The 19791-nt window shown below is 72.7% G+C and carries 18 protein-coding genes and 1 riboswitch; of the genes, 8 read left to right on the top strand and 10 right to left on the bottom strand.

Features of this window, described 5'->3' with window-relative positions; genetic code table 11:
* Nucleotides 1–261: 261 nt before the first annotated feature.
* Nucleotides 262–606, top strand: coding sequence for a histone-like nucleoid-structuring protein Lsr2 (locus ACN28G_RS11615; protein ID WP_091438630.1), 345 nt, complete (start codon nt 262–264; stop codon nt 604–606).
* A 278-nt stretch (nt 607–884) separates the two neighbouring features.
* On the opposite strand, the gene ACN28G_RS11620 is transcribed toward ACN28G_RS11615, so the two are convergent.
* Both ACN28G_RS11620 and ACN28G_RS11625 read right to left on the bottom strand, forming a co-directional pair.
* Nucleotides 885–2147, bottom strand: a complete 1263-nt coding sequence (locus ACN28G_RS11620) for a hypothetical protein (RefSeq protein WP_091438633.1) — start codon at nt 2145–2147, stop codon at nt 885–887.
* Nucleotides 2148–2467: 320 nt separating this feature from the next.
* Nucleotides 2468–3361: a hypothetical protein gene (locus ACN28G_RS11625; RefSeq protein WP_421479094.1), complete on the bottom strand. Its 894-nt coding sequence runs from the start codon at nt 3359–3361 to the stop codon at nt 2468–2470.
* Nucleotides 3362–3457: 96 nt separating this feature from the next.
* Here ACN28G_RS11625 and ACN28G_RS11630 point away from each other — a divergent pair, with 96 nt between their 5' ends.
* From ACN28G_RS11630 to ACN28G_RS11640, 3 genes are all read left to right on the top strand, one after another.
* Complete coding sequence (locus tag ACN28G_RS11630) at nt 3458–4573, top strand: DICT sensory domain-containing protein (RefSeq protein ID WP_421479095.1); 1116 nt, start codon at nt 3458–3460, stop codon at nt 4571–4573.
* 221 nt (nt 4574–4794) lie between these two features.
* Nucleotides 4795–5352, top strand: a complete 558-nt coding sequence (locus ACN28G_RS11635) for a hypothetical protein (RefSeq protein WP_091438640.1) — start codon at nt 4795–4797, stop codon at nt 5350–5352.
* 167 nt (nt 5353–5519) lie between these two features.
* Entirely contained in the window at nt 5520–5888 is a 369-nt protein-coding gene (locus tag ACN28G_RS11640) for an FKBP-type peptidyl-prolyl cis-trans isomerase (protein WP_091438643.1), read from the top strand.
* Nucleotides 5889–6008: 120 nt separating this feature from the next.
* Here ACN28G_RS11640 and ACN28G_RS11645 read toward each other — a convergent pair whose 3' ends face one another.
* The 6 genes from ACN28G_RS11645 to pdhA form a co-directional block, all read right to left on the bottom strand.
* Nucleotides 6009–6371 (bottom strand): STAS domain-containing protein, encoded by a 363-nt coding sequence (locus ACN28G_RS11645; RefSeq protein WP_091438646.1) that lies wholly within the window; start codon nt 6369–6371, stop codon nt 6009–6011.
* A 266-nt stretch (nt 6372–6637) separates the two neighbouring features.
* Nucleotides 6638–7906 carry an Ig-like domain-containing protein gene (locus ACN28G_RS11650; protein WP_421479096.1) on the bottom strand — a complete coding sequence of 423 codons (1269 nt, stop codon included), beginning with the start codon at nt 7904–7906 and terminating at the stop codon, nt 6638–6640.
* Between the two features lie 141 nt (nt 7907–8047).
* Nucleotides 8048–9724: a right-handed parallel beta-helix repeat-containing protein gene (locus ACN28G_RS11655; protein ID WP_421479097.1), complete on the bottom strand. Its 1677-nt coding sequence runs from the start codon at nt 9722–9724 to the stop codon at nt 8048–8050.
* Nucleotides 9725–10394: 670 nt separating this feature from the next.
* Nucleotides 10395–11765, bottom strand: coding sequence for a dihydrolipoamide acetyltransferase family protein (locus ACN28G_RS11660; protein ID WP_421479098.1), 1371 nt, complete (start codon nt 11763–11765; stop codon nt 10395–10397).
* A gap of 67 nt (nt 11766–11832) precedes the next feature.
* Entirely contained in the window at nt 11833–12837 is a 1005-nt protein-coding gene (locus ACN28G_RS11665; protein WP_091438661.1) for an alpha-ketoacid dehydrogenase subunit beta, read from the bottom strand.
* A complete protein-coding gene (pdhA, locus tag ACN28G_RS11670; protein WP_175440774.1) occupies nt 12837–14048 on the bottom strand; it encodes a pyruvate dehydrogenase (acetyl-transferring) E1 component subunit alpha in 1212 nt (403 codons plus the stop codon). The genes ACN28G_RS11665 and pdhA overlap by 1 nt, the downstream gene beginning before the upstream one ends.
* Before the next feature lie 93 nt (nt 14049–14141).
* Here pdhA and ACN28G_RS11675 point away from each other — a divergent pair, with 93 nt between their 5' ends.
* Nucleotides 14142–14627, top strand: coding sequence for an Lrp/AsnC family transcriptional regulator (locus ACN28G_RS11675; RefSeq protein ID WP_229688374.1), 486 nt, complete (start codon nt 14142–14144; stop codon nt 14625–14627).
* A 7-nt stretch (nt 14628–14634) separates the two neighbouring features.
* Here ACN28G_RS11675 and ACN28G_RS11680 read toward each other — a convergent pair whose 3' ends face one another.
* A complete protein-coding gene (locus ACN28G_RS11680) occupies nt 14635–15453 on the bottom strand; it encodes an SAM-dependent methyltransferase (RefSeq protein WP_421479099.1) in 819 nt (272 codons plus the stop codon).
* Between the two features lie 216 nt (nt 15454–15669).
* Between ACN28G_RS11680 and ACN28G_RS11685 the strand changes: the two genes are divergently transcribed.
* Together ACN28G_RS11685 and ACN28G_RS11690 are read left to right on the top strand one after the other, a co-directional pair.
* A complete protein-coding gene (locus ACN28G_RS11685) occupies nt 15670–16401 on the top strand; it encodes a histidine phosphatase family protein (protein WP_091446511.1) in 732 nt (243 codons plus the stop codon).
* The gene (locus tag ACN28G_RS11690; protein WP_421479100.1) at nt 16385–17254 is read left to right on the top strand and encodes an NAD(P)H-hydrate dehydratase; all 870 of its coding nucleotides are present in this window, start codon (nt 16385–16387) and stop codon (nt 17252–17254) included. Before ACN28G_RS11685 ends, ACN28G_RS11690 begins: the two co-directional genes overlap by 17 nt.
* Nucleotides 17255–17266: 12 nt before the next feature.
* Here the strand turns inward: ACN28G_RS11690 and ACN28G_RS11695 are convergent, their stop codons facing one another.
* Entirely contained in the window at nt 17267–18115 is an 849-nt protein-coding gene (locus ACN28G_RS11695) for a metallophosphoesterase family protein (protein WP_091438678.1), read from the bottom strand.
* A 76-nt stretch (nt 18116–18191) separates the two neighbouring features.
* Nucleotides 18192–18281, top strand: a riboswitch (ZMP/ZTP riboswitch).
* A gap of 19 nt (nt 18282–18300) precedes the next feature.
* Between ACN28G_RS11695 and ACN28G_RS11700 the strand changes: the two genes are divergently transcribed.
* Nucleotides 18301–19740 carry a glycine hydroxymethyltransferase gene (locus ACN28G_RS11700; protein WP_091438680.1) on the top strand — a complete coding sequence of 480 codons (1440 nt, stop codon included), beginning with the start codon at nt 18301–18303 and terminating at the stop codon, nt 19738–19740.
* Nucleotides 19741–19791: the final 51 nt, after the last annotated feature.

The following is a 19791-nucleotide window of genomic DNA, read 5'->3' on the forward strand; positions in this document are numbered from 1 at the left end:
GCGTGTCTGACTCAAGTAACCGATCGTTCCTGTTGTTCCGGGGTGTGACCCACGACACCAGCAGGCCCCGGCAGGGGTCCACCGCCCCGCCTGCCTGCGTGGCTATTGCGTCAGCGGCGATGAACTTTCCACGCCCACGTCGACCCGAGGACCCGGCAAACCGCGACCCGCCGATTCGAATACGCCGCATATTGTTGCGGATTTGCCCGGTGGTGGGTCAGACTTTTACCCACACCAGCCACACACAAGGAGTAATCGGCGATGGCCAGGAAAGTAATCACTGTTCTGACCGACGATCTCGACGGCGGAAAGGCCGATCGCACCGTCGAGTTCAGTCTGGACGGCGTCGCGTACACCATCGACGTGTCCGACGAGAACGCCGGGGTGCTGCGGAAGGCGCTCGACCCCTACATCAATGCCGGTCGGCGGGTCGGTCGCGCGCCGGCCGAGGCTGCCCGGACCAGCCGGCGAGCTGGCCGTCCCATCTCCGGAATGGACCGCGAGCAGAACCGGGCCATCCGGGAATGGGCGGCCAAGAACGGCTACGAAATCTCCGAGCGGGGGCGGATCCCGGTCTCGGTGGTCGAGGCGTACAAGAGCCGCTGAGCCGGGGGTTCGACGGCACCGGGGCCGGGGCCAGGGCTGAGAAATCAGCGCTGCCCCGGCGGGATTCGGCGCGCAATTTCCACCGCTGGCGCACTGCGGCCGGCAGAATATCCACCAACCCACTCGCGTACGGTGCGGGCATACGGCGCCGGTCGGACCAGCCAAGGGCGTGAGCCAATCCCGGCCCGGGACGGTTCCGATCCCACTCGCGACGACCAACGGGGCCGTCCGGGGATTCCCCGGACGGCCCCGCCGTCACTACTCCCGGCCGCGCCGGCTCAGTTGACTTCGATCCGGACCACGTCGAAGGCCGGGGTCTGGTTGGCCCGCTCCATCATCGGCAGCCGGTGGGAACCGTCGCCGGCCCAGACCGCACACTGCGCGGTGCCCTGCTGCGGCAGTCCGGCCACCTGGATCGCCACCTCGTCGGGGTTGCGACCGCCGCCGCCGTCCTCGGTCGCCACGAAGAACGCCGGGGCGGGTGCCGGGTCGGGTGCCTGGTCGGTGTTGCCGAGCATCCGGCAGGCGGTGTGGAAGTGACCTCGGGTCAGCCCCTCACCGTTGAGCACCGAGCTCTCCAGGTAGTACCCGCCCTGGCCGGCCGCGAGGAAGCGGTCCCGCACCAGGTTGCGGGTCGAGATCCGCAGGGTGAAGGCCTGGTTGGCCTGCACCTGCTGGGGGAACTCGGTGATCAACAACGAGGGGTTGTTGCCGGCGGCGCCGACCTCACCGAACGCGGTGCTGATGCACCGGTTGCCGTTCTGGAAGCCGTCGTGCGGCTGCAACCGGCTGTTCTCACAGTTCTGGGCCAGCACGTCGAGGCCGTTGTTGGGGTTGTTGTTGCCACCCCCGTTGTTACCGCCCCCGTTGTTGCCACCGTTGTTGTTGCCGTTACCGCCGTTGTTGCCGTTGCCGCCGCCGTTGTTGCCGTTGTTCGGGTTGGCGTTGACCACGGTGCAGGTGGCCAGCTCGTCGAGGCCCTGCGGGCGGTCGGCGACCCGGCCGATGGCGGTGGCGATCCGGTTCAGCGTCGCCCGCCGCTTGTCCGCCAGCGGACCGAGGATCGCATTGTTGATGAAGGCCTGCCCGTTGCGCCCCTCCGCCGCCAGCCGCCGGTTGGCGTCGTTGATCTGGCTGCCGAGCAGGGTCAGGTTGCGCGAGACCTCGTTCTGGGCACGGGCCGGGATCTCCCGGGGCAGCTTCGCGGTCACGTCCGGGCAGCTGATCGTGGACACCGCGTTACCGGCCCGCAGCGAACGGCATTCCGCGACGGACATCTGACCGTCACCCCAGTAGTTGCGGACGTCCCGCCCGTTCTGCTGGTTGACCGTGACCCCCGCGGCACTGCTGGCGGTGGCCCCGGGGCTCGGCGCGACGCACTCGGCAGCGACCGTCCGGGTACGCGACGGCTTGTCTCCGGCGGACGAGATCTGGGTAACGGCGACGATGCCGCCGAAGACCGCAAGCGTACCGACCGCGGCGATCACCCGCTTGCTCCGCGCGTTACCGGATGACCGTCGCGCCCGTGTGGACCTGCGCATCGAATTGTTCTCCTTCTCGATCCGGTAGTTGACTCGTGTCCTCGGCGGACCGACGGGAATTCAGGTGAACGCCGCGTCGAGGAGCACTGCGACACCTCCGGCCGCACGTCGATGACCGACGATGCCCTTTCCGCACCGTCGCCCACGCCTGGGGCGCGGGTGGAAGATCCTGTCCATTCGCGCATGAGTACGGAGCCACGGCGGCCAGGGTTCAACCCGTACCCGCGATCCTCGGAGGAATTTTCGGCGCGCCCGCCGCCGGCCGCGAACGGGCCGGTTCTCACCCCCGGTGACCTGGGACGCTCACCCGGAGGTGGTGATCAGTCCACGCAGAGATGTTCGAAGGCGAAGCCGTCGGCGAACTCGTCCCGCCGCGACCGCAACGCCAGGATGTCGGCCCGCAACTGCGACCGGGAGACCACATCCGTCGGCACGGTGTCGAACCCACGCAGCCGTTCGCCGATCGCCACGGCCGCCAGGTCCTCGGCCAACCGGGCGGTCGGCACCCCCCGGACGACCCGGTGGTCACGCACCGACACCCGTTCCACCAGACAGGAGTCCGGCCCCACCGTGACCCAGCTCCACCCCTCGGCCGGCCCGTCGGTCCACCGCACGTGCAGACCACGCACGATCGGGTCGACCAGGTGACCGCTGACGTACGCCTCGACGGCCGCGGCCCGGGCCAGCGCGCCCAGGTCGTTGACGGGGCCGCTGCGCCCGTCCGGCAGCCGGCCGAGGATGTCGCGGAACCCCACCGGCGGCGGGCTGTGCGGGGTCGGTGTCACCGGCTCCGCGGACGTGAGCGCCGCGTAGTGCCGGGCATCGAGCAGGTACCCGACGATCTGCCGACCGTGCGACCCGGCACGCAGCGTCGGCGAGCTGATCCGCAGCAGCGGCAGGCCGACGGCCGCACAGACCACGTCGGTCATCCGCCGCTCCCGCTGCTGCGCACCACCGGGCACCGCCGGCGGGCCGACCTCGACGGCGAACCTCGGGTGCCCGGTGTCGGCGGCGCAGACGACCAGGTCGAGCCCCGCCCGCACGGCCGCGCTCCACTGGTTACCGGTCACCCCGGGTGGACGGCGGTGCACCAGCTCACCGAGTCGCCGGTCGGTGTGCACCAGGTGCCCGTGGCGGCGCAGCACCGGGCCACGTCCGGTGTCGTCGGGCAGCGCGCGCAACCACGCGCCGTCGTCACTGTCGGTGCGCGCCATCCGCCTGGTCCATTCGTGTGCCGTCGACCGGCCCGAGTCTAGGCCCCGGATCATGGCCGAGGCGGCACGGGCGCGGCGGCCCGTTAGGCTCGCGGGGTGCTGCCCCATGGACCGGTCCCCGATCGACTGACCAAGCGCAGCCTGGTCACCGTTTCGCATGCCATCGAACAGGCCGCGCTGGCCACTGCCGAGGACGGTCCGCTGGTCGTCTTCGCGCTGTTCCAGCGCCTGCCGTACTTCGACCGGGAGCGACGCCGCTACGCGCGGATCGCCGCCCGGTCGGCGGTCACCGTCGTCGGCATGGTCGGTGGCGCCCCACCGCAACTGCCCGCCGGGGTGTCCGGCGTGACTGTCGACGAGCAGCACGAGCTGGCCCGGGAGTGGACAGTGCTGGCGCTGACCCCGCGCTTCGGGGCGGTGCTGGTGGCCCACGACCTCGGTGAGGTGGCCCCGGACGCGGTCACCCTGGAGGCGGGGCGGCTGTTCGCCGGCGGCTGGAGCTTTCGCCGGGACGAGGCACTGCACGAGGTGCTGCGGCTACGCGAACTCTTCGACGACCAACTGCCCGCTCCGGTCCGGTCCGTGGTGGACGAGACGGTCAGCCGGGTCCGGGACCTGCCCGCCACCCCGGGTGAGACCCGGGCCGAGGCGGCGGTACGGCTGCTGGCCGGACGGGTAGGCGGAGCCCGCCCCGCCGCGACGGCGTCAGCGGAGACTACCGACGAGCCGACCCGGCTGCTCGACGAGCCGGCGATGGCCCGCTGGACCTCCGCCGACGGGGTGACCGCCTCCGGCGTCCTGCCGGTGGCGCTGATCGGCGTCCGGGTCGACGATCCGGCCGGCTCACCGGACCGGGTGATCCGACGCAGCGTCGCCCGGGAGACCCAGGCGGTGCTCGGCGCGCTGACCGCCACGCTCGGCCCGGCCGACCGGGCGGTACGCCTCGACGAACGGGAGTACCTGCTGGTCCTGCCGGCGCTGACCGAGGAGCAGGCGGTCGGAGCCGCGCACCGGGTACACGAGTCACTGGCCGGACTGGCCCGGTCGTACCCGTTCGTCACCTTCGCCGTGCACACCGTGGTCGCCGTGACGGCCCGGCGGCCGCTGCCGGTGGCCGACGTGCGGCACGCGCTGCGGTGGGCGGTACGCGAGGGCGTACCGGTGGCCACCGTCGCCGCCGCCCCCACCGGCGTCACCGTCGACGGGCGCTGACGCCGGGCGAGGTCGAGGCGATCCGGACCCCGACGGGGTCGAGGCGATCCGGACCCCGACGGGGTCGAGGCGATCCGGACCCCGACGGGGTCGACTGCCCCGGGAACCACGGGTCGAAGGTCCCGGCGGACACCGGCCCGGTCGGCCCTGCCCGAGGACCCCGCGGCGGCGTGTGATGGGGGTGTGCCACCCGACGTGCGGGGCGCGGCACAGGAAGGGACGTGGAAACCATGACCGCCACCATCGAGCGGACCACCACCGCCAGCGGAGCCACGACGGTCGAGCACCCCCGGCAGCGGGCCGCCCGGTACGTCTTCGCGGGCATCCGGATCGCCCTGGGCTGGACGTTCCTGTGGGCCTTCGTCGACAAGCTGTTCGGCCTGGGCTTCGCCACCGGGTCGGAGAACGCCTGGCTCAACGGCGGCAGCCCCACCAAGGGTTTCCTCGGCTTCGCCGCCAGCGGCCCCTTCCAGGGGCTCTACCAGGGCATCGCCGGTGCGGCCTGGGCCGACTGGCTGTTCATGGCGGGGCTCGCCGGCATCGGCACGGCCCTGCTGCTCGGCATCGGCATGCGGGTCGCGGCGGTCGCCGGTGGGCTGCTCTACGTGCTGATGTGGACCGCCGTACTACCTCCGGAGAACAACCCCTTCATGGACGAGCACCTGGTGAACGCGGCGTTGCTGGCCGGCCTGGCGCTGGTCGACGCCGGTGACACGCTCGGCCTGGGCCGGGTCTGGGCAAATCTGCCCCTGGTACGGCGCCTGCCCTGGCTGCGCTGAACCGGCCGGTGCCCTGCCCGGCGGGGCGGGTTCCGTTCGGTGGTGGGCGTCACCTGCGGGTGGCGCCCACCATCGACGGTTGCCGGGATGCCGCCGGGGATCGGTGGTTCACGATCGGGCAGGATCAACCGTGACGGATCAGACGGATCGAGGTAGGAGGCCCACGCATGGACAAGCCCGAGGTAGGCCCGATCGAGGGCGCGCCACCGGCCGACCTCGTGATCGAGGACATCACTGTCGGCGAGGGGCCGGAGGCCCGCGCCGGACAGACCGCCCGGGTGCACTACGTCGGGGTGGCCCACTCCACCGGCGGCGAGTTCGACGCCTCGTGGAACCGGGGCCAGCCCTTCGAGTTCCCGCTGGGTGGCGGACGGGTCATCGCCGGCTGGGACCAGGGTGTCGTCGGGATGCGGGTCGGCGGTCGCCGCCGGCTGACCATCCCGCCGCATCTGGGCTACGGCAACCAGGGCGCCGGCGGCCTGATCAAGCCGGGCGAGACCCTGGTCTTCGTGGTCGACCTGCTCGACGTGCGCTGAGCGCAGCGAACACCACAAGACGCTGAGCGCAACGCACACCACAGACGCTGAGCGCAGCGAACACCGCAGGTACCGAGCGCACGGACCGGACGGGTCCGATCACCCGCGGCGGTCGGTGGGTCAGGCGGCGGCCAGGGCGCAGTCCCTGGCCGCCGTCGTGCTCGTCTCGATCGGGATGACCCGGTGCAGGCCGGTGGCGCGCAGCACCCGGCTGACCACCGGATCCGGGTCGACCAGCACCAACTCGCCGCCGCGGGCCCGGATCCGCAGGTGCGCAGCGACCAGAGCCCGGACCCCGGTGGCCGAGAGCAGGCGCACGCCGGACAGGTGCAGCCGCAGCACCGGCCGGGCCGGTGCGGCCCACAGCGCGCCGCGCAGCTGGCCGACCGTGGCCAGGTCGACCTCGCCGACCGCCCACACGTCCACCACGTGGTCGCCGATCCTCGTCCGCACGTCGAACCGGTCCTCGGTGCGCTCTGCCATGGCAAAAACCTATCCTCGACCACCGACAGTTCCACCCGTCCACGGGCCGAATTCAGGGTCCACCCCGGGTAGACCCTGAACACCCCCGGTCTCCTCCGCAGGGATGACCCTGGTCAGCAGGCTGTCGGGGTCAACCCCCGCCCCGCCGCCGCAGTCAACGGGACACCGTCGTCCGGGTAGGACCCGCCCGGGTCAGCCGCCGGACGCGGAGGGACAGGACCCGCCCGGGTCAGCCGCCGGACGCGGAGGGACAGGACCCGCCCGGGTCAGCCGCCGGACGCGGAGGGGACCGGTGCCGGCGAGCCGCCGGCCATCTTGCCCGGGTCGCCCTGGCTGGGCGCGGACGGTTGCAGCCCGGCCGGCACCGGCAGGGCGCTGCCCTTGACGTACTCGTCCCAGCTGACGTTCCAGGCGGTCCAGCCGTTGCCGGGTTGCAGCGGCACCTCGGTGCCCTTGACGGTGATCAGGTCACCGACCTGGGTCACCCCCATCAGCCAGTCGGCGGCGCTGGAGGAGACGTTGGCGCAGCCGTGCGAGACGTTGGTGTTGCCCTGGTCGCCCTCGGACCAGGGTGCGGCGTGGATGAACTCCCCACCCCAGGTGTACCGCTGGGCGTCCTCGACGTCGACGACGTAGCCGCCGTCCGGTTCACCCCGGGTGTCGAAGGTGGTGAACTCGTGCTTCTCCATGATCACCATCTTGCCGCTGGAGCTGGGGGTGCTCGGCTTGCCGAGGCTGACCGGGATCCTGCGGGCGAGCTTGCCGTCCTGGAAGACCGACATCTGCTTGGTGGCGTTGTCGACCTCCAGGGAGACCTGCCTGCCGATCTTCGAGGTGGCGGTGCGGTCGGCGTCGCCGACCAGGTTCTTGCCGATCGGCAGGCCCTGCAACGCCGACCGGACGCTGATCCGGGTGCCGGTCCGCCAGAAGTCCGGCGCGCGGTAGTAGACCTGGGTGCCGTCGCCGATCCAGGACCAGACACCGGGTTGCGGGGGGTCGGTCTTGACGAACAACCGTCGTTGTACGTCCGCCCGGGCTTCCTTGGGAATGGGCGGGTCGAATGCCACCGTCACCGGCATCGCGGTGCCGTACGTCCGGTTACCGACGAAATAGAGCGTACTGGTGACCGCCGGTTTCGACGATTCCGCCATGGTGGTGAAAGTGGTCTTCCGGGTGGTGGTCCGCCCGGAGTCGCCTGTCGCGGTGACCTCGGCGGTATAGGTGCGTTTGGGTTTCAGGGGCTGGTTCGGCACCCAGGTCGAGCCGTCCTCGCGGGGCTCGGCAGGCACCTGCCCGCCCTTGTCGTCGGTGATCCGCACGCCGGTGATCCGACCTCCGGTCACGGTGGCGCCCACCTCGGCGGTGACCGGAGTGTCCCGGGACCGGTCGGCCGGTGTCACCTCGCTGACCTCAGGCGGTTTCGCCTCGGCCTCGGCCCGCTCGGCGCCGCCGCGCTGCACGGTGCACCCGGCGACCGCCGACGGTGCGACCACGATCGCCACCGTCAGTAGACCCAACCGCCGCCTCAATCGCATGACATCCCCCCGTCTCACTGCCGTCCCGCTCATTGTCGCGACCATCGGGGGCCACCGTTGCAGGTTTTACACATTTACCGCAGTGATTAGATCCGACAATTGCCCGATTGTCCGGGAAAGCGAGGCGACGACGGTCTGGCGTCACAGGTCCGGTTCGGTGTGGTTGCGGTCCCACCGGCCGCCCACCGGTGGGGTGTCCAGTCGGACGGCCTGCTCGGCGTTGCCGGCCAGGTCGTTGTCCTCCACCCGGCAGCCCACGAAGCTGCCCCGCTCGGTGACCCACAGGCCGTGCGTCTGGGTGCGCTGCGCGTGGTTGTCCCACATCCGGTTGCCCCGCACCGTCGCCGAGTCCACCGGCGCGTTGACGGTGACACCGGCGCGTACCGACGGCGACGCCGGCAGCTCGTACCCGGTGCCGGGCAGCGGGGTGTCACCGCTCCACGCGGTCAGCCCGTCGGGGCGTACCGGGGCGAGGGTCAACTCGGTGCCGGTGTTGGCGGCCACCACCGCGGTACGCCCGCCGACCCGTAGCACCTTGCCCCGGTGGGCGTCGTGCGGCCAGTCCGCCATCCGGTCCACCAGGGAGCGCTCGCTGTAGCGGACCGAGTCTCCCCCACCGGCGTACGCCTGCGCGCACTGCCGGCCGTTGTTGCGGATCCGGTTGTTGAGCAGCACGGTGTCGGTCATCGGGCGGTCGATGCGGATCCCGTCCAGGCCGTTGCCCCAGAGGTCGTTGCTCTCGATCACCACGTCCATCGCCGGGTCCTGGTAGCCGTGGCCGAGGTTGTGCTGGTGGAAGCCGTAGGCTCCGTTGCCGGTGATCCGGTTGCCCCGCACCGTGTACGGCCCCGGGGTGTTGCCCATGCTCACCCCGTCGCGGATGTTGCCGTCGATCACGCAGTCGGTCAGCAGCCCACCACGACCGGCGACCCCGGCGGTGCCCTCGGCGGAGACGTCGAAACCGGCCTCCAGGTTGCCGGTCATCGTGCAGGCCGAGACGATCAGGCCGTCGGCGCCCCAGTCGGAGATGCCGAACCGGTTGCCCTGGCTGTGGCAGCCGATGATCCGGTAACCGCGCGGTGGGGTCCAGTAGTCCTTCTGCAGCTCCAGGAAGATGCCGTTGGTGCCGTTGCCCACGGTGGTGCAGTTGGCGATGGTGAGCCGCTCGGCCGAACCCCAGCCACCGATGCCCACCCCGATGCCCGCGCCGCCCATCTCCTCACCGTTGTCCAGCCGGCCGCAGCCGACCACCACCACCGACTCGATCACGCTGTCCTGCAGGAAGTCGCAGCCCAGGCCGGTGGCGGCGGTGTGGTGGATGTAGAGGTTGCGGAACACCCCACGCGCCACGTACTGCAGCCCCAGCCCCTTGGCCAGGTAGTTGTACTCGGCCATGGCCACGCCGGAGCCGTCGATCTCGAAGTCGGCGAAGGTGCAGTCGGCGATGTGCCGGTCCCGGTCGGCGCCGTGCTGCACGGTGGTCCAGAAGGCCAGCGGGGTCGGCTCGGCGCGGTTACCCTCGTTGCTGAGCAGGAACCGGGTCGCCCCCGGACCGGCACCGACCAGGGACACCCCGCTGCGCCAGATGGTGCCGGCGTCCCGGATGGAGTAGATCCCCGGCGGGCAGTGGATGACCCGGGCCCGTCCGTCGGCGGCGTAACCGTCGCCGAGCCGGTCCACCAGCGCGGCCAGCGCCGGCTGGTCGTTCGTGACCCCGTCTCCGACGAGGCCGTACGCGGTCGCGTCGCAGTACAGCGGTGCCCCGGCAACGGCCGCCCGAAGCTCCCGTACCGACGGGCGCAGTCCCTCAAACGGCATCGACGTGCCCCCTCCCGACGACGCGCGGCCCGGCACGGGCCGCCACGACCGGGTCGGCCGCGCCAGGGGTTTCCCCGCCCTCGTCGCGGGAAACCGACCGCCGACGCCCGGACGACGGCTGCGGTCGACGCCCGGCGGGGCCGACGGCCCGAACGGGCCGTGCGCTCACCGGCCTCGCAGAGTAACGACCATCACCCTTCGCCGTTCTGTCGAACCATTGCCTCGACGGCACCGTTGAGAGGCACGCACACGTCGCGACAACCTGTCCGGCCGGGCAGCCTGGCTGCCCGCCCCGAGGCCCCACCGAAGGAACGAAGGAACACCGCACCGATGACTGACCGTGACATGGACGACTGGACCCCTGTCTCCTCCCGTTCCGCGTACCACCGACCACGGCAGGCCGCGTCGCCCGACGATCGCCAATGGCAGACCTCCCTGGTTGCCACCATGCGGTCGGACCGCCCCGCGCACCCGCGAGCCACCGAGGACAGCCGCCCACGGCGGTCACCGGCGCAGCACCACCAGGAGCAGGGGCGAGGCCGGGGACAGCGGCAAGGCCGGACACTGCGGCCCACGCACTGACGGGTCCGAGCGCTGCCGAGGTGCTCCGGTCCCCCGCTCCGACCCCTGGGGCGGGAGGACGGAACGGGGAACCGGGGGCGCAGGTGGGTCAGACGGCGGCGATCAGCAACGCCGGTCGCTCGACGCAGTCGGCGACGTGCCGCAGGAAGCCGCCGGCCACCCCGCCGTCGCAGACCCGGTGGTCGAAGGTGAGGCTGAGCTGGGTGACCTTGCGGACCGCGAGCTGCCCGTCGACCACCCAGGGCTTGTCCACGATGCGCCCCACCCCGAGCAGCGCCGCCTCCGGGTGGTTGATGATCGGGGTGGAGCCGTCGACCCCGAACACGCCGTAGTTGTTGAGGGTGAAGGTGCCACCGGTGAGCCGGGCCGGCGGCAGCGTGCCGGCCCGCGCCGCGGCGGTGGTGTCGGCCAACTCGGCGGCGAGCTCACCGGTGGTGAGCTGGTGCGCGTCGCGCAGCACCGGCACCAGCAGCCCCCGGTCGGTCTGGCAGGCGATGCCCAGGTGCACCGCACGGGACTGCACGATCCGCCCTCCGGCGGTGTCGACGTGCGCGTTGAGTTGCGGGAACCTCCGTAGGCCGGCGAGGCAGACCCGGGCCAGCAGGGCCAGGATGCTGACCGGCTGCCCGGGACGGGCCGCGTTGATCGCCGTCCGGGTGGCCAGCAGCTCGGTGGCGTCCACGTCGACCCAGATGGTCACCTCGGGGATCTCCCGCCGGCTGCGGGATAGCTTGTCGGCGATCACCCGGCGGATGCCGGTCAGCTCGATGACCAGGTCACCGGGGTCACCCGGGTCGGCCGGCTCGGGCGCGGCCGGGAGGTCCGGGACGGCCGCCAGCCGGGCACCGGCCGGGTCGGCGGCCTCCACGTCGGCACGGCGTACGACACCACCGGGGCCGGTACCGGTAAGCGTGCCCAGGTCGACGCCGCGTTCCCGCGCCAGCCGGCGCACGATCGGAGAGATGACCAGGGCCGGCGTCGGTGCCGCCGACGCTACGACTGCCGGGGTCGGTGGCAGCGGTCCGGACGACGTGGCCGGGACGGTCGACGCCCCGGCGGCCGGAGCCGGAACAGCGGGGGTTTCCGCCGAGGCGACGGCGAGCGTCCGCCGGCGACGTCGGGCGGGACCACCGTGACCGGTGCCGTACCCGATCAGCACGTTGCCGGAGCCGGCCCGTTCCTCCTCGCGGTAGGTGGCGTGCCCGGCGGGCTCGTCGGTGTCGGCGGCGATGGTGATCAGCGGCTGGCCGACCGGGCGGACCTCACCCTCCGCGCCGTGCAGGGTGACCACCCGGCCGGCGTACGGGCAGGGCACGTCGACCACGGCCTTGGCGGTCTCCACCTCGACCACGCTCTGGTCCACGCCGACCGCATCGCCGACGGCCACCCGCCACCGCACGATCTCCGCCTCGCTCAACCCCTCCCCCAGGTCCGGCAGGAGGAAAACCTGCTCGCTCATGCCGCCACCTCGCTACGCTCGCCGACGGCACGAGGACCTGCGTCGATGATTCGCTCGCGATGCTCGTTCATGCCGCCACCCAGCGGGAATCGGGCTGGTCGTCCCACTGCAGCCGGGCCACCGCGTCGAGGACCCGGTCGACGCTTGGCAGGTGGGTGTGCTCCAGCATCGGTGCCGGGTACGGGATGTCCAGGCCGCTGACCCGCAGCACCGGGGCGTGCAGCGCGTGGAAGCAACGCTCCTGCACCCGGGCGGCGATCTCCGCGCCCACCCCGGCGAAGCCCTGCGCCTCGGTGACCACCACGGCGCGGCCGGTCCGGCGGACCGACCCGGTGACCGTGGCGTCGTCGAACGGCACGATGCTGCGCACGTCGACCACCTCCAGGTCCCAGCCCTCGGCGCGGGCCGCCTCGGCGGACTCCAGCGCGACCGGCACCGACGGGCCGTACGCGATCAGCGTGGCGTCACGGCCCGGACGGCGTACCACCGCCCGGCCGATGGGCTCGCAGCTGGCGGGCAGCTGGGCCTCGGCGCTGGAGAAGTAGAGCTTCTTCGGCTCCAGGAACACCACCGGGTCCGGGTCGTCGATCGCCGCCCGCAGCAGCGAGTACGCGTCGGCGACCGTGGCCGGGGTGACCACCTTCAACCCGGGGGTGTGCGCGTAGTACGCCTCGGAGGAGTCGCAGTGGTGCTCCACCCCGCCGATGCCGCCGGCGTACGGCACCCGGATCACCATCGGCACGCTGAGCGCGCCCCGGGTCCGGTTGCGCAGCTTCGCCACGTGCGAGGCGATCTGCTCGAAGGCCGGGTACGCGAACGCGTCGAACTGCATCTCCACCACCGGACGCAGTCCGGACATGGCCAGTCCGACGGCGAAGCCGACGATGCCGGCCTCGGCCAGCGGGGTGTCGAAGCAGCGCCGGTCGCCGAAGCGGGCCTGCAGGCCGTCGGTGATCCGGAAGACCCCGCCGAGCTGCCCGACGTCCTCGCCGAAGACCAGCACCCGGTCGTCGGCAGCCAGCGCGTCGGCGAGCGCGGCGTTGAGCGCCTTGGCCATCGTGGTCGGTGCCATCAGTGTCCGGCCTCCTCGGCCGCCGCGGCCAGCTCCGCGCGCACCTGGTCGCGCTGCTCGACCAGCTGCGGGGTGGGCTCGGCGTAGACGTGGTCGAACAGGCTCATCGGGTCGACCGTGGGGGTGGCGTTCATCCGCTCCCGCAGCGTGGCCGCGTACGCCTCGGCCTCGTCGGCCACCGCGGCCACCGCGGCGTCGTCGAGGGCGTCGGTGGCCCGCAGGTACGCCTCCAGCCGGGCGATCGGGTCCCGGTCGCGCCAGGCGTCGACCTCGGCGGCGTCGCGGTAACGGGTGGCGTCGTCGGCGTTGGTGTGCGGCTCCATCCGGTAGGTGTGCGCCTCGATCAGGAACGGGCCCCGACCGGAGCGGGCGTGCTCGACGGCCCGGGTGAGCACGGCGAGCACGGCCGCCGGGTCGTTGCCGTCGACCTGCTCGGCGGGCACCCCGTAGCCGACGCCCTTGTCCGCCAGGCTGGCGGCGGCGGTCTGCCGGGACAACGGCACGCTGATCGCGTACTTGTTGTTCTGCACCAGGTAGACCACGGGGGCCTTGAACACGGCGGCGAAGTTCAACCCCTCGTGGAAGTCACCCTCGCTGGTCGCGCCGTCGCCGATGAAGGCCAGCGCCACGGTGTCCCGTCCCTGGTACGCCTCGCCGTGGGCGAGCCCGGCGGCGTGTACGCACTGGGTCGCCAGCGGGGTGCACTGGGGTGCGGTACGCACCGCCGCCGCGTCGTACCCGCAGTGCCAGTCGCCGCGCAGCAGGGTGAGCACCTCGACCGGGTCGAGGCCCCGGCTGACCAGCGCCATCGACTCCCGGTAGGTGGGGAAGACCCAGTCGGTGTCGCGCAGGGCCAGCATCGGCGCGACCTGGCAGGCCTCCTGCCCCCGGGCCGACGGGTAGACGGCCAGCCGGCCCTGCTTGGTGAGCGCGGTGGCCTGGGTGTCGAAGCGGCGTCCGACGACCATGCGGCGGTACAGCTCGCGCAGCGCGTCGGCGGCGGGCACCGGATAGTCGGCGCGGGCCGGCAGCACGGTGCCGTCGGGATCGAGCAGCCGGACCGGCTCGGCGGCGGACAGCCCGCCGGTCTGCTCGGCCTCGACAGCGGTGGCCGTCTTCTTCGCCGGGCGGCGGGTGCGCGGGGATGCCCTGCGGACCGCCTGGGGTGTGGTCGTCACGGCGGGGACCTCCTGGACGTGTGGTGGGCCTATGGTCCAGCTGTTGGATGATTGACTCAACATCCGCCGGGAAGGCGGGACGAATGGCACCGGAAGGAGGCTCTGATGGGCCAGGAGACCACCGATATGGCTGCCGTGCCCGGCGAGGCGGGACGTTCGGCCGGGCCGCTGGACGAGGTGGACCGGCGGATCGTCGCCGAGCTGGCCCGCGACGGCCGGCTGTCGGTGCGGACCCTGGCCGAGCGGGTACACGTCTCGCGCACCAACGCGTACGCCCGGCTGGAGCGACTGCTGCGCGACCAGGTGATCACCGGCTTCCGGGCGCAGGTCGCCCCGGAGCAGGCCGGGCTGGGCACCTCGGCGTACGTGGCGCTGACCATCGAGCAGAACACCTGGCGGGAGGTGTCGGCGGAGTTGGCGCAGGTGCGCTACATCGAACACGCCGCGCTGCTCGGCGGCGACCACGACGTGCTGGCGCTGGTCCGGGCCCCGGACAACGCCGCCCTGCGCGACGTGGTGCTGGGCCGGATCCAGGGCATCGCCGGGGTGCTGTCCACGCGTACCTGGCTGGTCTTCGAGGAGTTCGACGGCACGCTGAGCCCCTGGACGTGAGCCGGGGTCAGGGCTTGCGGGCCACCCCGCCGTACTGCGGGACGCTGGTGTCGTCGCCCTCGACCGGTCGCCACCGGGCGCAGGAGACCAGACCCGGCTCGACCCAGTCCAGTCCGGCGAAGAAGCCGGCGATCTCGGCGCCGGTACGGGCCCGGATCGGCGGGGCGGCGTGCTCGTTCCAGAACGCCATCGCCGCCACGTTCGCCTCGCCGCCCAACTCGACGGTGGGATGGGTCAAAGCCAGGAAACTACCGGCCGGCAGCGCGTCCATCAGCCGGCGCACGATCGCCGTGGCCTGGTCGGTGTCGGCGACGAAGTTGAGGATGCCCAGCAGCATCACCGCCACCGGCCGGTCGAGGTCCAGGGTCCGGGCGGCGGCGGCGAGGATCTGCTCGGGGCGGTGCACGTCGGCGTCGAGGTAGTCGGTGGCGCCCTCGGCGGAGCTGGTCAGCAGGGCCCGGGCGTGCACCAGCACCATCGGGTCGTTGTCCACGTAGACGACCCGGGACTCCGGCGCGATCCGCTGGGCGAGTTGGTGGGTGTTGTCGGCGGTGGGCAGGCCGGTGCCGATGTCGAGGAACTGCCGGACGCCCCGCTCGGCGGCGAGGAACCGGACCACCCGGGCGAGGAACCGCCGGTCGGCCCGGGCGACGTCGCCGATGACCGGGAACACCGTGCGGATGTGGTCACCGACGGCCCGGTCGGACGCGAAGTTGTCCTTGCCGCCCAGCCAGTAGTTCCACACCCGGGCGTTGTGCGCCACCTCGGGGTCCAGGCGGTGCGCCCCGCCTGCGGTGCGGCTGTCGACGCCGTCGGGCTGGGACACGAGCGCTCCTCGGTTGTCTGCGGGGCCCGGTCAGAGTAGCGGAACACCGGTGTCCACACCGGAGCGTCGCCGGTCACCCTCGGTCGACGGCCCCGGTCCGGCGACCCGGCCCGGCGGGATGGCCCGGACGGCGGCGGGCGGGATGACCTGGGCGGGGCCGGCGGGATGGCCCGGACGGCGGGTTACCGGCCCGGCCCGGCGGGTACCGGGGACGGCATGGCGGAACTGTCGACGCTCTGGATCGTCCGGCACGGCGAGAGCACAGCGAACGTCGCGGCCACCACGGCCGAGACGGCGGGCGCCGAGGAGATCGAGCTGACCCACTCCGACGCCGAGGTGCCGCTGTCGGCCACCGGCGAGGAGCAGGCCCGGGCAACCGGGCGGTGGTTGGCCGGGCTTCCCCAGCGGCAGCGCCCGGACCTGGCCGTGGTCTCGCCGTACCTGCGGGCGGTGCGCACCGCCGAGCTGGCGCTGACCGGCACCGACATCCCGCTCCGCCGCGACGAGCGGCTGCGCGACCGGGACCTGGGCGTGCTGGACGGGCTGACCGCGCACGGGGTACGGCAGCGCTTCGGCACCGAGGCGGCCCGGCGGGACCGGCTGGGCAAGTTCTACTACCGGCCGCCGGGCGGCGAGTCCTGGACGGACGTGGCGCTGCGGCTGCGGGCCCTCCTCGGTGACCTGCGCCGCGACCACGCCGGGCAGCGGGTGCTGCTCTTCGGCCACGACGCGTTGGTCTTCCTGCTCCGTTATCTGGTGGAGGAGTTGACCGAGGCGGAGCTGATGGCGTTGACCCGACGACACGTGATCGCCAACTGCTCGGTCACCGGCTGGTCCGCCGACGCCGCGGGGCGGTTGACCCCGGACAGCTTCAACGACATCGGGCACCTGCGCCAGCAGGGTGCGGAACCGACCAGGGAGGACGAGGTCCATGCCGAGCCGGTCTGAGACCAGGGTGATCACCGCCGGGCTGCTGCGGGAGTGGGCGCTGCCGGTGCCCTCCGGCGGCAAGCAGGCCCGGGGCACCGTCCTGGTGGTGGGTGGGGCCCGCTTCACCCCGGGCGCGGTGCTGTTGGCCGGGGTGGCCGCGCTGCGGGCCGGGGCCGGGGTGCTGCAACTGGCCGCGGCCGAGTCCACCGCGGCGGCGTTGAGCATCCAGGTGCCCGAGGCGATGGTGGTGGGGCTGCCGGAGACCGCCGACGGTGAGGTCGCCGGGCGGGCCAGCCAGCAGCTCGGCGAGCTGGTGGCCGCCGCCGACGTGGTGGCCGTCGGGCCGGGACTCACCGACATCGACCAGACCCGTGAGCTGCTGCGCCTGGTGCTCGACGCGGCCGACCGGCAGACCGCCCTGGTGCTCGACGCGTACGCGCTGGGGGCCCTGAGCCACAGTCCGGACCTGCTGGTCGGCTCGGGCCGTCCGGCGGTGCTCACCCCCAACCTGACCGAGGCCCGGCACCTGCTCGACCGGGAGCCCGGCGACGATCTGGACGCCGACGCGGCCGAGCTGGCCCGGCGCTACGACGCGGTGGTCTCGCTGTACGGCCACATCGCCACCCCGGACGGACGCGGCTGGCGGGAGGAGAGCGGCGATGCCGGACTGGGCACCTCCGGCAGCGGTGACGTCCGGGCCGGGCTGCTGGCCGGGCTGCTCTCCCGGGGCGCGCAGCCGGACCAGGCCGCCTGCTGGGCCGCGTACGCGCACGCCGTCAGTGGCCAACGCCTGGTCCCCCGGTACGGGCGGATCGGGTTCCTGGCCCGGGAGCTGCTCGACGAGATCCCACCCACCCTGGCTGCGGTCTGAGCCAGGGGCGGGTCAGGGTGGTGGGGCGGGCAGGATGCGGCGCAGCTGCCCCGGCGGGGTGGCCCGCTTGCGCCACTCCCGGGGGTAGCCGACCGAGACCTCCTCGAAGCGCACCCCGTCGTGCCAGGTGGTCCGCGGGATGTGCAGGTGACCGTAGACGACCACGGTGGCGTCGAAGCGCAGGTGCCAGTCGGCGGTGGCCTCGGTGCCACACCACTGGGCGAAGACCGGGTAGTACAGCACCCGGGTCGGCTCCCGGACCAGCGGATAGTGGTTGACCAGGACGGTGGGTAGCGCCGGGTCGCGCTCGGCCAGTCGTCGCGCGGTCTGGGCCACCCGGGCCGCGCTCCAGGCCGACCGGCTCGGGTACGGGTCCGGGTGGAGCAGGAACTCGTCGGTGCAGACCACCCCCGTCCGGTACGCCTCGGCCAGCGCCGTCTCGGGGGTGTCGAACCCCTCCGGCAACCAGGTGTAGTCGTAGAGCAGGAAGAGCGGGGCCACCAGCGCCGGGCCGCCGGCACCGGTCCAGACCGGATACTCGTCCTCCGGGCTGACCACGCCCAACCCCCGACACAGCTCGACCAGCCGCTGGTAGCGTGCCACGCCGCGCAGGGTGACCGGGTCGGTAGGCGGCGTCCAGAGCTCGTGGTTGCCCGGCGCCCAGACCACCTTCGCGAACCGCTCGACGAGCAGCCCGAGCACCCACTCCACGTCGGCCAGGGTGTCGGCGACGTCCCCGGCGACCAGCAGCCAGTCATCAGGTGTCTCGGGGCGCAGCCCCTCGACCACCGCCCGGTTCTCCGGGTGCCCGACGTGCAGGTCGCTGATGGCGAGCAACCGCCCGCCCTCCTCCCCGGCCATGGCGACGATCCTAGGCAACGACCCGACCTGCCGCGAGCCCGCGCCCGGACGTCGGGGTCGGGAACCGGTAGGATGACCGGTGGACCGTGACTGGCGCGTGAAGATGGAGAACCATCGGGGAGCGGTCCCGTCACACGGACGTACGCCGAGCGCCTGGGCCTTCTTCACCATCACCAGGAGGTCGCATGTCGTCGTCGAGCGCCGAGTCCACCGCCTTCCGCAGTGCCCTTGAGGTGGTCCGCTCCGTCGAGCCCCGGGTCGCCGCGGCGATCGGGGCGGAGCTCACCGACCAGCGGGAGTCGCTCAAGCTGATCGCCAGCGAGAACTACGCCTCCCCGGCCACCCTGCTGGCCATGGGCAACTGGTTCAGCGACAAGTACGCCGAGGGCACCGTCGGCCGCCGGTTCTACGCCGGGTGCCAGAACGTCGACACCGTCGAGGCGCTCGCCGCCGAGCACGCCCGCGAACTGTTCGGGGCGGCGCACGCCTACGTGCAGCCGCACTCGGGCATCGACGCCAACCTGGTGGCGTTCTGGGCGGTGCTGGCCGACCGGGTGGAGGCCCCGGCGCTGCGCCGGGCGCAGGCCAGGCACGTCAACGACCTGACCGAGCAGGACTGGTACGCGCTGCGTCGGGAGCTGGGCAACCAGCGGATGCTGGGCATGTCGCTGGACGCCGGCGGGCACCTGACCCACGGGTTCCGGCCCAACATCTCCGGCAAGATGTTCGACCAGCGCAGCTACGGCACCGACCCGGCCACCGGGCTGATCGACTACGACAAGGTCGCCGAGACCGCCCGGGAGTTCAAGCCGTTGATCCTGGTCGGCGGCTACTCCGCGTACCCGCGGAAGGTCAACTTCCGGATCCTGCGGGAGATCGCCGACTCGGTGGGCGCGACCTTCATGGTGGACATGGCCCACTTCGCCGGCCTGGTCGCCGGGAAGGTCTTCACCGGCGACTTCGACCCGGTGCCGCACGCGCACATCGTCACCACCACCACCCACAAGTCGCTGCGTGGCCCGCGCGGCGGCATGGTGCTCTGCGGCCCGGAGCTGGCCGACCAGGTCGACCGGGGCTGCCCGATGGTGCTCGGCGGTCCGCTGCCGCACGTGATGGCCGCCAAGGCGGTCGCGCTGGCCGAGGCCCGCCGCCCCGACTTCGCCGACTACGCCCAGCGGATCGTAAACAACGCCCAGGCGCTGGCCGACGGGCTGCTGCGCCGGGGCGCGAAGCTGGTCACCGGTGGCACCGACAACCACCTGGTGCTCATCGACGTCACCTCGTACGGGCTGACCGGCCGGCAGGCCGAGCAGGCGCTGCTGGACTCGGGGATCGTCACCAACCGCAACGCGGTGCCGCAGGACCCCAACGGCGCGTGGTACACCTCCGGCATCCGGATCGGCACCCCGGCGCTGACCACCCGGGGGCTGGGCACGGCGCAGATGGACGAGACCGCCGAGCTGATCCACACCGTGCTCGGCCAGACCACCCCGGGCGCGGGCGCCGACGGCACCGCCTCCAAGGCCAAGTACGTCCTTGACGACGCCGTGGCCGAGAAGGTCAGTCAGCGGGCCGGCGAGCTGCTCGCCGCCTTCCCGCTCTACCCCTCGGTCGAGCTGTCCTGAGGCGACGCCGCCCCGGGGCCGGCAGGCACGAGCGCTGCCGGCCCCGGGGCA

The sequence above is a fragment of the Micromonospora sp. WMMA1923 genome (assembly GCF_049179195.1).
Classification (GTDB): domain Bacteria; phylum Actinomycetota; class Actinomycetes; order Mycobacteriales; family Micromonosporaceae; genus Micromonospora; species Micromonospora yangpuensis.